The organism is Collinsella intestinalis (assembly GCF_902364775.2).
In the GTDB taxonomy this organism is placed as follows: Bacteria; Actinomycetota; Coriobacteriia; order Coriobacteriales; family Coriobacteriaceae; genus Collinsella.
Genome location: NZ_CABJEU020000001.1, coordinates 668,415 through 680,948 on the forward strand (window position 1 = coordinate 668,415; position 12,534 = coordinate 680,948).

General features: G+C 63.2%; 10 protein-coding genes and 1 riboswitch. Of the genes, 6 read left to right on the forward strand and 4 right to left on the reverse strand.

Going from position 1 to position 12,534, the window contains the following annotated elements; all coding sequences use genetic code 11:
* Positions 1–3: 3 nt before the first annotated feature.
* Positions 4–870, reverse strand: a complete 867-nt coding sequence (locus FY258_RS02865; protein WP_118102957.1) for a MurR/RpiR family transcriptional regulator — start codon at positions 868–870, stop codon at positions 4–6.
* A 211-nt stretch (positions 871–1,081) separates the two neighbouring features.
* On the opposite strand from FY258_RS02865, the gene FY258_RS02870 reads away from it, so the two are divergent.
* The 5 genes from FY258_RS02870 (at position 1,082) to FY258_RS02890 (ending at position 8,146) form a co-directional block, all read left to right on the forward strand.
* Entirely contained in the window at positions 1,082–3,082 is a 2,001-nt protein-coding gene (locus FY258_RS02870) for a fructose-specific PTS transporter subunit EIIC (protein WP_118102959.1), read from the forward strand.
* 293 nt (positions 3,083–3,375) lie between these two features.
* A complete protein-coding gene (locus tag FY258_RS02875) occupies positions 3,376–4,308 on the forward strand; it encodes a 1-phosphofructokinase family hexose kinase (protein WP_118102961.1) in 933 nt (310 codons plus the stop codon).
* A gap of 136 nt (positions 4,309–4,444) precedes the next feature.
* On the forward strand, positions 4,445–5,611 hold the full coding sequence (locus FY258_RS02880) for a pyridoxal phosphate-dependent aminotransferase (RefSeq protein WP_118102963.1): 1,167 nt from the start codon (positions 4,445–4,447) through the stop codon (positions 5,609–5,611).
* Between the two features lie 141 nt (positions 5,612–5,752).
* A complete protein-coding gene (locus tag FY258_RS02885) occupies positions 5,753–6,703 on the forward strand; it encodes an L-lactate dehydrogenase (protein ID WP_118102965.1) in 951 nt (316 codons plus the stop codon).
* Between the two features lie 213 nt (positions 6,704–6,916).
* On the forward strand, positions 6,917–8,146 hold the full coding sequence (locus tag FY258_RS02890) for a DUF2974 domain-containing protein (RefSeq protein ID WP_118102967.1): 1,230 nt from the start codon (positions 6,917–6,919) through the stop codon (positions 8,144–8,146).
* Between the two features lie 95 nt (positions 8,147–8,241).
* Here the strand turns inward: FY258_RS02890 and FY258_RS02895 are convergent, their stop codons facing one another.
* The 3 genes from FY258_RS02895 to FY258_RS02905 form a co-directional block, all read right to left on the reverse strand.
* Entirely contained in the window at positions 8,242–8,925 is a 684-nt protein-coding gene (locus tag FY258_RS02895; protein WP_118102969.1) for a Crp/Fnr family transcriptional regulator, read from the reverse strand.
* Positions 8,926–9,015: 90 nt separating this feature from the next.
* Positions 9,016–10,713 carry an FAD-dependent oxidoreductase gene (locus tag FY258_RS02900; protein WP_182279388.1) on the reverse strand — a complete coding sequence of 566 codons (1,698 nt, stop codon included), beginning with the start codon at positions 10,711–10,713 and terminating at the stop codon, positions 9,016–9,018.
* Positions 10,714–10,767: 54 nt separating this feature from the next.
* Positions 10,768–11,091: a rhodanese-like domain-containing protein gene (locus tag FY258_RS02905; protein WP_118102973.1), complete on the reverse strand. Its 324-nt coding sequence runs from the start codon at positions 11,089–11,091 to the stop codon at positions 10,768–10,770.
* A gap of 163 nt (positions 11,092–11,254) precedes the next feature.
* On the opposite strand from FY258_RS02905, the gene FY258_RS02910 reads away from it, so the two are divergent.
* A complete protein-coding gene (locus FY258_RS02910) occupies positions 11,255–12,259 on the forward strand; it encodes a nucleoid-associated protein (RefSeq protein WP_118102975.1) in 1,005 nt (334 codons plus the stop codon).
* A gap of 71 nt (positions 12,260–12,330) precedes the next feature.
* Positions 12,331–12,409, forward strand: a riboswitch (adenosylcobalamin-variant (AdoCbl-variant) riboswitch).
* Positions 12,410–12,534 lie beyond the last annotated feature (125 nt).

Here is a 12,534-nt window from a genome sequence, read left to right on the forward strand (position 1 = left end):
GGGCTACTCCATCTCCTTGTCGGGTTGGATGAGCTCCTCGTAGCCGCTGATGCGGTCGCGGGCTCCCGGCATGACGGACAGCAGGAAACTGTAGATCACCTCGATGATCAGCGTAGCCGAGATCTTGGAGAACGTGAAGTCGACGGTCGTGAGCAATGCCTCGTAGTTGACGGTGCGCAGTACGATGTCCGCCAACCGGGCGAGGGGTGCGTTCTCGTTTCCGCAGATGAGAATGACGGTCGCGCCGCCGTGTTTGGCCGCGCGCAGGATGCGCTCGAGTCGCTGGGACTTGCCCGAATTCGAGACCAGCACCAGCACATCGTCCTTGCCCATGGTGAGGGCGAGCGAGGTCGAGCTCTCCGTGATGGTGTTCGCGACGCAACGGATGCCGAGTTGGCCGAACTTGATGGCCGCGTCGATGGCGACGGCGTTCGTGTTGCCCACGGCGGCGAACATGACGAGTCCCGCACGTCGGAATAGATCGACGACGCGGCGCAGTGTGTCAGGATCGAGCGCATCGAGCGTCGCCTCGATCTCACGCTGCTTGGCATGTTTGATGTTGGCGAGGGATTGCTCGATGTCATCGAGGGTGACTTCGCCCGTCACGCGCTCATCGCCCTCGCGGGCCGCAAGGTCGCGTGCGAGGGAGAATTGGAACGAGCGGTAATTCTTGAATCCAAGTTTCTTGCAGAAGCGCGAGACGGACGCTTCGGAGGTACTGCTCGCGCGAGCGAGCTGGGCAGATGTCATCTGGGGCGCACGGTCGGTATTGGCCAGGATGAAGTCGACGATGCGCTGCTCGCTGTCGAGGAACTGCCGCGAAGATGTGATGAGCGGCAGGGCGCTGGGCAATTCGGTGATCGTGGACATGGTTCCTCCTCGGTTTCATATACATCTAGGATACCCAATGATTAGTTTCTTTCATCATCAATTAGATGAATGGAAGTTTCATACCGTTCGCCGGCGCTGAAATACCTTTCACGGAAAGATGTGAACGTGAAAGAAAGTCATCAAATGCCCGCGTGATAGATTGTTCCCGTCAACAAGCACCAAAGGGGTGCACGAGTATAAGGGAGGGAATATGGCAGAGAAGTACGACATCGTCGCTGCCACGGGCTGCCCCACCGGCATTGCCCACACCTTCATGGCTAAGGAGGCACTCGAGAAGGCCGCGGCCGAGCGAGGCCTCACCATCAAGGTTGAGACGCACGGCCAGGTGGGTGTTGAGAATGAGCTCACCGCCGCCGAGATCGCCGGCGCTCGCGCCGTCGTGGTCGCCGCCGATAAGGACGTCCATGCCGAGCGCTTCGCCGGCAAGCCCATGGTCTCTGTGGGCGTGTCCCGCGCCATCGCCGTCGAGTCCGCAGGCAAGCTGATCGACGACGCCCTGGTTGCCAAGGCCGATCCGAGCCTGGCCGTTGCCGTCGAGTCCGCCGAGGCCGCCGGTGAGAAGGAGTCTTTCGGCCATCAGCTCTACAAGCACCTCATGAACGGCGTCTCCCACATGCTGGTGTTCGTCGTCGCCGGCGGCGTGCTCACCGCGCTGTCCTTCCTGTGGGGCATCACGTCCTTCGATTCCACCGCGGCCGACTACAACAGCTTCGCCGCGATGCTCAAGATCATCGGCGGTGTGGCCATGGGCCTCATGGTTCCGGTGCTCTCCGCCTATATCGCCGAGTCCATCGGTAAGCGCCCGGCGCTCGTCCCCGGCTTCGTCGCCGGCATGATCGCCATCCAGGGCCTGCCCGTCAACGCCACGACCGGCATGATCGACGCCGGCGGCGCGGGCGTGGGCTTTGGCTTCCTCGGCGGTATCGTGGGCGGCTTCCTGGCCGGCTACGTCATCCTGCTGCTCGAGAAGGTCTTCGCCAAGCTCCCGGCCAACCTCAACGGCCTTAAGGCGATCTTCCTCTACCCGCTGTTCTCCACCCTCATCGTCGGCCTGGTCATGCTCGCCATCTCCGGTCCCATGGCCGCCATCAACACCGCGATGATGGACTTCCTCAAGGGCCTGTCCGCCTCCGGCGCCATCGTGCTCGGCCTTGCCATCGGCTGCATGTGCGCCGTCGACATGGGTGGCCCGGTCAACAAGGCCGCCTATGTCACCGGCACCGCCATGCTCACCGAGGCCCTTGCCGCCGGTGTGGGCACCGAGACCTACAACTTCGGTACCAACTTCATGGCCGCCGTCTCCGCCGCGTGCATCGTCCCGCCGCTGATCACCACCTTCGCGGTTGTCGTGGGCAAGAAGTACTTCTCCCAGGAGGACCATGACGCCGGTATCGTGAACTTCATCCTGGGTTGCACCCACATCACCGAGGGCGCCATCCCGTTCATGACCAAGAACATCTGGCCGGTCATGCCCATCATGATGATCGGCTCCTCCATCGCCTCCATCCTGAGCCTCATGTTCGGTGTCCACGACCCCGCGCCTCACGGTGGCTTCCTGGTCCTGCCCGTCGTCGAGAACGCCCCCATGTGGGTGCTCGCCATCGCCATCGGCACCGTTGTGGGCGGCATCCTGTTCGTCGCCTTCAAGAAGCACGAGTGGACGAAGGCCCAAAAGGCCGCTGAGGCCGAGGTCGCCACGGCAGAGGTTGCCGCCATCGAGGCTGAGCAGGCTTCCGATGAGGGCTTCGTCAAGGCTTCCAACGTGTTCTGCGGCCAGACGGTCGAGAATCGCGACGCCGCCCTGGCCCTTATCTCCGAGCGTGCCGTTGAGGCGGGTATCGCCGAGGACTCCGCCGAGCTGTACGCCGCCTTCCTCAAGCGTGAGGCAGAGGGCACCACGGGCATGGTCGAGGGCTTCGCCATCCCGCATGCCAAGTCCGATACGGTGAAGGCCGCCCAGGTCATGGTGCTCAAGAGCTCCGAGGGCATCGCCTCTTGGGAGACCATGGACGAGTCCCCGGTCATCTGTGTCATCGCGCTGCTCGTCCCCAAGTCCGAGGCGGGCACCTCCCACCTGCAGATTCTTTCCAAGGTGGCTACGGCCCTGACTGACGAGGCCTTCCGCGCCGCCGTCAAGTCGACCGACGACCCCGCCGCGATCGCCAAGCTCATCAACGAGCGCCTCGCGTAAACGGTTATCGTGTTTGCCCGGCGGTGCCCTGTCGCACCGTCGGGCAAACTGTACGATTTGGGGGAGGTTTTGGCGGTCTTTTCTTTGCGGGGCCTCTTCCCCGAGGGGCTTTCCTGCGGAAACGTCGGCATTCGTGCGGCGCATATCCTTCAAGCACCCCAAAACCTTCCCCAAAACGTACAGATATGTTTTGGGCCGCCCGGATTCATGTGGCTGGGCGCCTCACGTGCCTTCTATTTCTGTTTCACGGCGACTTCGCGGTGATTCACGGCAGCTTCGAGAAAGGGAACACCTTGATTTACACTCTCACCCCCAATCCGGCCATCGACTACAACATCTCCTGCGACGGTCTGCAGCCCAATACGGTCACGCGCACGCGCGATGCCGTGTACACTCCCAACGGCAAGGGGCTGAACGTCTCCTTCACACTCAATCACTACGGCGTTGACACCGCAATTCTCGGCTTTTTCGCCGGCTTTTCCGGCCGTTACATCGTCGAAGGCGCCCGCGAGCTCGGGGTCGACGTTCATCCCGTTTGGACCGAGGGCATTACGCGTGTGAACGTTTTCCTGAATGCGGGTCCCGATACCGAGTACAACATGGTGAACTCCGGTGCTGCCATCACCGATGCGGACGAGAGAGCCATGTTCGAGCTCATCGATGGGCTCGAGGACCTCGATTGCCTGGCGATCTCGGGTTCGCTGCCGCCGAATGCCTCCGAGGGCTTCCTGCGAGGCGCCATCGAGCGCGTCCGTGCCCGCGGGGCGCAATTCGTGCTCGACATCTCAAGCCCCCAGCTCGCCGACCTGCTCGGACTCGAGCCCCTGCTCATCAAGCCCAACGATGATGAGCTGCGTGATATCTTCGGCATCGACGTTCATGCCGGCGACGAGGAATCCGTTGCCGCCGCCATGGCCGAGCTGCATGCCCGCGGGGCGCAAAATGTCCTGCTCACCCTGGGCGGATCGGGCGCGTACTTCTCGAACGGTGAGCACATCTGGTTTGCCAACCGCACCTTCGAGGTCGAGGTCCGTTCCACGGTGTGCGCCGGCGACTCTTCGCTTGCGGCCTTCCTGTCCATGTGGTTCTCCGAGCGCGACCGCGTGGAGGACGCGTTGCGCCGTTCCATGGCAACCGGTGCCAATGTGGTCGAATGCGCCGGCCTGGGCGATTTCGCGCACGTCGAGGAATATGAGAAAGGCATCGAGGTCCGCCTGGTGAAGTAGAGGCTCTCGTCGCTGGACGACCGTGGTTTCGGCGAGATACATGGCGTATAGTCAAAGGGGAAAGGGGCTTTCGGCCCCTTTTCTCATACGAGTGAATCCGCCATGTTCGGCGCCATCTGTGAGAAAGGAACAGCCCATGCAGTTCTCCCATCGCCTCGACCGCTTCGGCGCCGAGGTTTTCTCGTCCCTAAACGCCCGTCGCGTCGCGCTTGAGGAGCAGGGCCGCACCATCTACAACCTGTCCGTGGGCACCCCCGACTTCGCGCCGTACCCGCACGTGGTCGAGGCTCTCACGCAGGCTGCCCAGGACCCGCAGATGTGGAAGTACTCACTACGCGATCTGCCCGAGCTCAAGCAGGCTGTTTGCGACTACTACGAGCGCCGCTTTGGCGTCGCGGGCATCACGCCCGACATGGTCGCCTCTTGCAACGGCACTCAAGAGGGCGTCGGTCACTTGGGTCTGGCGCTGCTGAATTCCGGCGACACGATCCTCGTGCCCGACCCGTGTTACCCCGTCTTCGAGGCGGGTGCCAAGATCGCCGACGCCGAGCTCGCGTATTACCCGCTCGACGCCGAGCACGATTTCCTCCCGTATGTCGCCGGCATCGATCCCGAGGTTGCCGACCGCGCCAAGTACATGATCGTGTCGCTTCCCGCCAACCCCGTAGGCTCCGTGGGTAACGACGCCCTGTACGACGAGCTCATCGCGTTCGCCCGTGAGCACGACCTGCTCATCGTGCACGACAACGCCTATTCCGACATCGTGTTCGACGGTCCCGCCGGCGGTACGTTTCTGGCGCATCCCGGTGCGCTCGAGGTGGGTGTCGAGTTCTTCTCCCTCTCCAAGTCCTTCAACGTCACGGGCGCGCGCATCGGTTTTCTGGTGGGACGCCCTGACGTGGTCGCCGCTTTCACCAAACTGCGCAGTCAGATCGACTTTGGCATGTTCATGCCCGTCCAGAAGGCCGCCATCGCCGCGCTCGAGGGCCCGCTCGAGGAGGTCGAGGCGCAGCGCCTCAAGTACCAGGAGCGCCGCGACGCCCTGTGCGACGGTCTCGAGCGCCTGGGTTGGGAGCGCCCGAACGCGCACGGTTCCATGTTCGTGTGGGTGAAGCTGCCCGGCGGTCGCACCGATTCGATGGCGTTCTGCGAGGAACTCATGGAGAAGGCCGGCGTTATCGTGACCCCGGGAGCGAGCTTCGGCCCCCACGGTGAGGGATATGTCCGCATGGCGCTCGTGCTGCCTCCCGAGGGGCTTGAGCGCGCCGTTTCCGCAATCGAAGAAGCGGGTATTTTGGGCTAGCCTTGCGAGGGATTGTTCTATAATCGAGTTATCGCCTAAACACAAGGATAATTCGGCGAACGATGCCGAATATCCCGTGGGCTGTCCAAAGCGGGCAGACTGTATCGCCCATCGATGCGATGGGGGAAAGGAAGAGTAAACATGGTGAACGATCGCAAGGTTGCCGTCGTCGGTTGCGGCTTCGTCGGTTCCTCCTCGGCTTTCGCGCTCATGCAGAGCGGCCTGTTCTCCGAGATGGTCCTGATCGACGTCGATCGCGCTCGCGCCGAGGGCGAGGCCCTCGACATCGCGCACGGTGTGTCCTTCGGCAACCCCATGAAGATCTATGCCGGTGATTACTCCGACGTCTCCGACGCCGCCGTGATCGTGGTCACCGCCGGTGCCGCCCAGAAGCCCGGCGAGACCCGTCTTGACCTCGTGAACAAGAACATCTCCATCTTCGGCAGCATTATCCCACAGATCCGCGAGAGCGGCTTCAACGGCATCTTGCTCATCGTCTCCAACCCGGTCGACGTTCTTACGTATGCCGCCATCAAGATGAGCGGCCTGCCCGAGGGCCAGGTCATCGGCTCCGGCACCGTGCTGGACACCGCCCGCCTCAAGTACATGCTCGGCGAGCACCTCGATGTCGACCCGCGCGATGTCCATGCCTACATCGTGGGCGAGCACGGCGACTCCGAGGTCGCCGCGTGGTCCAGCGCCACGGTTGCCGGCGTGCCGCTGTCCACTTACTGCGAGCTGCACGGCCACTACAATCACGAGGAGTCCGAGCGTCGCATCGCCGACGAGGTGAAGAACAGCGCCTACGAGATTATCGAGAAGAAGCGCGCTACTTACTACGGCATCGCCATGTCCGTCCGCCGCATCTGCACCGCCATCATGCACGATGAGGACTGCGTCCTGCCCGTCTCCAGCCTCATGGTAGGCGAGTACGGTCTGAACGACCTGTGCATCTCCGTGCCGACCGTCGTCGGCCGCAACGGCGTGGTCACGCGCGTGCCCGTCTCCCTGTCCGAGGAGGAGAACGCCGAGTTCCAGAAGTCCGCGGCGGCCCTCAAGGCCATCGTCGACGAGGCCGGTCTGAACGACTAGTCATCAACACCAACACGGCGGGCGCTTCGTTGCGCTCCGCTTTGTCTCGCCCCCGGTCCGCATATGGGCCGGGGGTTTCCTTTACCGATCGGGCCGGGGCCTTGCAAATCGTTCACGGTGGCCGCGATTGCCTCCGACTACGAACGTCTTTTGCGTCCGACCAAGGGGATAGAATGGTCCAAATGGGAGATCGGTGAGAGGGGTTGAGGCGCCATGGACGAGAAGGGGAGATTGCCACTGAAGGCAAAGCCCGCTGGGAACTTCTTGGAATACGTGCGCGAGCGTATGGACACGTTCGACGAACGGTCGCTTTGTGCCGTCGACAGCCTCGTGTTCTCCTGGCTCTCCTACGCGCATATCGGGCCGGAGCTCACGCGCGCATGCACCGTGCGCGACATCGCGCTGCACGAGTTGTTGCGTGCGGAGGATTTCAAGGGCATGTTCGGTTCGAGCTGGGATGAGCAGGGTAGTCGCGATTTGCTGTTCGCGGTGTGCGCGAGCCCGCGGTTTCGTACCTGCCGCCTGTGCGATCTTCGATTCCGAACGGATAAGGTGAGCGAGGAGCAATTTGCCGCCATGACCTTCCGTCTGCCCGACGGCACATCCTACATCGCGTTTCGCGGTACGGATTCCACCGTCGTGGGCTGGAAGGAAGATTTCAACATGACCTATCTGAGCCCCGTGCCCGCGCAGGAGGAGGCGGCCGCATATCTGGACGAAGTGGCGGCTCGCACGCCGGGTGAGCTGTATGTGGGTGGCCATTCAAAGGGCGGCAACCTTGCGGTCTATGCCGCGGCGATGTGCATGCCTCAACATCGTGCGCGCATCAAGCGCGTTTTCTCCCATGATGGGCCGGGATTTCACCGTGAGTTCTGCGCAGGCGATCCCTATCGGCGCATCATGCCCATCATGGAGAAGACGGTGCCCAAGTCGACCATGATTGGTGCGGTGCTCTCGGAGGCGCCGGATTTTGCGCCGACGATTGTGGAGAGCGACGGCATCTCGATGTTCCAGCACAACCCGTTTTTGTGGATGGTGGACGTTGAGGTGGCGGAGTTCGTGCGCGCCGAAGGCTACACGGCCTCTTCGCGTTTCTTCAACGCGACCCTCGATGCGTGGATGGACAAATACACGTTAGACGAGCGTGGACGCTTCGTCGACGCCTTGTTCGACGTCATCGGAGTGACGGGTGCCACGCATTTCTCGGATATCATGGCCGACCGCAAGACGAACGTGCCGCTCATGCTCAAGGCCATTGAGGGACTTGACGACGATCTGCAGCAATTCGTCAAAGATGTGATCGTGTCATTCGTGAAGACCGCGACGGTCGAGCGGGCTGCCGATGCGGCGAGCGGCATCATCGATTCGATCAAGACGGCGAGTCCGGCAATCGACGCAATCAAAAAGCGCGCTGGCGAGCGGGAGCACGGGGAGCAGAAGTAGGCTGCCCGGTGCATGCGCGTTTGTGCGATCCTTACGGCGGTGGGGCATCGATTGGGGTTCCTGCGCGCCGCCGCTGATCTTGCATGGTCGTTTCGTCAGGTGGTCAGAAGGCGCAGACGTTTTACATCGACGAGCTCGATTGAGCCGCGTGCGAGTTCGACGAGCCCCTCTCGGGCGAAGTATTTGAGCATGCGACTGACGGCCTCGCGGGCGCTGCCGAGGTGGCGGGCGATCTCGTCGTGCGTGGCGTAGATGGTCTTGGAGCCGCTTCGGGCGACTTCGTCGAGCAGCCAGATAGCGAGGCGCGTGTCGAGGCCCATGAACAGCACCTGTTGCATGACCCACATACAGTCGCTGAATCGTTCGGTGGCCTGGCGATAGGTGAACGCTTCGGCGTGGATATTTTCCTGTGACACGGTACCGAAAGCTTGCGAGTCGACGATGAGCAGGTCGGAGTCTTCGGCCGCATCCAGCGCGATGTCGAAGGTGATCATGGGCAGGATGCACGAGGCCGCGAGTACGCAGCACTCGCCGGGCTGCACGTGGAAGAGCGTGACCTCACGTCCCTGGTCGGAGAGCATGAACGCGCGCAGGCGCCCGCTGCGGACAAAGACCACTCCGGCACAGCCGGCACCCGCGCCCTGGACGTGGTCGCCCGCGTCGAACTGCATGAGACGGCTGCGTTGAGCGAGGAAGGCCCGCTGGTTAAGGTCGAGGTTTCCCCAAAATGGAACGAGCTCCTGCAGGCCTCGTTCGATCGCTGACTGCTCCGCCGTCATGGCGCGCTCCTTCCCAATGGGACCGATATGCCCCCATGGTATCGAACGTCTCAATTGGGGACAGGTACAAATTGAGACGGGGCGGTCCTCCTAGACGGGCAGACCGCAGTCGCCGACGCAGGCGTGAGGAGCGGCGCTGCCACGTTTCACTTGCGTATGGAATCCATAGCCGCCAGCGACGTTGGCACATGAGAAGCCGTGTTGAGAGAGGATGCGGCAGGCGACGTAGCTGCGAAGGCCGCTCGCGCAAAAGACAAGCAGGCGCTTGTCGCGGGGCAGCTCATCCAGATGCTCGCGAAGCTCGTCTACGGGAATGTTCAGCGCGCCCTCGATGCCACCGCGTGAGCGCTCGCCGGCGGTGCGCGTGTCGAGCAGGATTGCGTCGCCGTCTTCGGCGACGAGCTCGAGTGCCTCGTCCCACGTGACCTGGTCGACCAGACCATCGAGAATGTTCTCGATCATGAAGCCGGCCATGTTCACCGGGTCTTTGGCAGAGGAATATGGAGGGGCGTAGGCGAGGTCGAGCTCGGTGAGGTCGGCGGCGGTCATGCGGGCGCGGATGGCCACGGCAAGTACGTCGATGCGCTTGTCCACGCCGCCGCGTCCGATGGCCTGCCCGCCCAGGATACGCCCGGTCCCGCGCTCGAAGACGACCTTGAGGGTCATGGTCTCGGCACCGGGGTAGTAGGTGGCGTGATTGGCGGGGGAGAGGATGACCGCGTCGGCATCGATCCCCGCAGCGCGCGCCGCGGTGAGGGTGAGGCCGGTGGAGGCGGCATCGAGCTCGAACAACTTGAGGACGGAAGAGCCTTGGGATCCTCCGAACTCGCTCTCGCGGCCGCAGATGTTGTCTGCGGCGATACGGCCCTGCTTGTTGGCGGGACCGGCGAGTGCAATCAGGGCGGGGGATCCGGTCACCACGTTGGTGACCTCGACGGCGTCGCCAACGGCGTAGATATCCGGATCGCTCGTGCGCATGGTGGCATCGACCTTGATGGATCCGCGCATGCCGAGCTCGAGGCCGGCCTCGCGGGCGAGGGTGGATTCGGGCGCCACGCCGATGGAGAGCATGACGAGGTCGCTTTCGAGGACGCGTCCATCTGCGAGGGTGGTAAAGATCGCGTCCGATGTCTCCTCAAAGCCGGTGACGTCGGCTTTGAGCAGCAGCTCGACGCCGTGCTCGCGGAGATGATTGTGGAGCAGTGAGGCCATGTCTGCGTCAAAAACGGGCATGACGTGCTCGCCGCGCTGCACGACCGTGACTTCAAGGCCCCGTTCGCGCAGGTTCTCGGCCATCTCCAGCCCGATGAAGCCGGCGCCCACGACGGTGGCGCGCCGCGGCTGCTCGCGGTCGATGAAGTCGGCGACTGCGTAGGTGTCCTCGACAGTGCGCAGCGTGAACAGGCGCCCGGCATCGATGCCGGGTAGGTCGGGCGTCACGGGGCGGGCGCCGGGGGACAAGATCAGCTTGTCGTAGCCCTCGACGTACTCGGTGCCGTCGTCCAGGCGACGCACGGTGACGGTGCGGGCGGCGCGGTCGATGGCGACGACCTCCTGGCGCACACGGGCATCGATGTCGAAGCGGTTGCGGAAGCTCTGCGGTGTCTGCAACGTGAGCTTGGAGCGATCGGTGATGGTCCCGCCGATGTAGTAGGGCAGGCCGCAGTTGGCGTAGCTCACGTATCCGGAACGCTCGATCATGATGATTTCGGCGTTCTCATCCAGACGGCGCAGGCGGGCCGCGGCGGTTGCTCCTCCGGCGACGCCGCCGACGATGATGACTTTCATGATTGGGCTCCTTTCGGTGAGGTCCATGCGGATGGGGGTCGTCGAGGCGGTTCGTTAGCGTGCCAACGGGCCGGACCAACGGCCGATGCCGCCCATGTTCACGACATTGGTATACCCCTGGCGCTCGAGTTCGCGCACCGCTTGTGCACTGCGGGCGCCGGAGAGGCAGTAGGCGAAGATGGGCGCGTTCTTGTCGGGCAGGCGTTTGGCGGCGGTTGCGGGGATGGAGACCAGCGGGATGCTCATGGCACCCTCGATGTGTCCGCCGCGGTACTCATCCGGGGTACGGACATCGATCATGATGCTGCCGGGTGTCTCCCGCGCCTGGACGGCGAGCTCGTTGATGCCGGGGCCGAAGATGCTGGAGAAGATGGACATGGCGGACGCCTTTCCTTTGCGTGCGGGCGCCTCGCCCGCGTTTCTTGTTCGACATACACCATACGGTTCGGCGCGGTCCGAGTCTGTGACTTCGTCACCAAAGGCGCCTTTGCGCGGCGCGGGTATAATGGCCAGGTTCAAGCGCATCCAAAGGAGCCCGCCCGTGAAGATCAACCACGCTATCCTGCATATCCTCGATTTCGATTCCGCCGTGAACGTCATGAGCGAGCTCGAGATCGACTTCGATACCCGTGCCGTCCGCTCGTTCGTGAGTTCGCATCTGCGTCGAGCCCGCACGAGTGTGGACAATCGACGTGCGGCGTTCTCCGAGGAGAGCGCCTTCGCCGGCGAGCTCAAGGGTTATTTCTTCGGCGACCGGGAGTTCGTGGACCTGTCGCAGCAGATCGCGGAGTTCTTCGCGGCCGAGCTCGCCAAAGCGGACAAAATGGAGTCCACCGACGTCCTCGTTGCCGACTTCGACGATGACGATGACGTGCGTTGGTTCGCCGTGCTGCTCATGGCGAGCCGCACCGCCTTCATGCACGAGGTGGCGCGCGAGGGGGGCGAGGTCCGCAACGACATCGCGAAGCGCTACGCCATCCTGCCGGGACCCTCGCAAAAGGTCAGCTCCTACGCGCTCGTGCGCGCGAGCTCCATGGAGGCGTTCTATGTGGACAAGAAGCGCAAGATCATGGGCGAGGATACCTTCATCATTCCCGACGGCTTGCTCCAGTGCGAAAGCGGCGTCTCGGGCAAGGAGGTCATCGAGGCCGTGACGCGCATTGTCGAGGAGGTCGCCGAGGAGCACGGCGCCAACACGGCAGTGGCGCTTGCCAAGGCCAAGGCCGCCGTGGCCGAGAAGGTCGAGGTTGACGAGGAAATCGCCCCCTGGGATATCGCCGAGGACATCTTCGAGGACGAGCCCGTGCTCAAGGAACGCGTCGAGGAGCGCGTGCGCGAGGAGCGCCTGCCCGAACGCGTGGCGGTGGAGCGCGCCGTGGTGGAGCGCGCGCCCGTGCGCAACCACAAGATTCGCACCGACACCGGCATCGAGATCAGCTTCCCCGCGGAGATGCTTAAAGACACCGACTACGTGCAGTTCGTCAATGAGCCCAACGGGTTGATCTCTATCGAGTTGAGGAACATCGGCAGTATCGAGAACCGATAGACGGCCGGATGCCGTGTTACGATATCCCAGATATAGCAATATGGTCGAGATGGTGGTGCGGAGACGCACGGACGCTTAAGGCGTCCAGGGGAATCGGGGTGCAAGTCCCCGGCTATACCAGTAACCGTAACTCGGACGGCTGCGCTGTGAGCGTCGTAGATCGGACGGCGCGCGCAATCGGATGATGACAAGTCGGATCGCCTCCCATCTGAGCGTGCCCTTCATTGAGGGGCGCCGACCCTGGGGGAAGGGATCCGATATGATCGGATGTAATT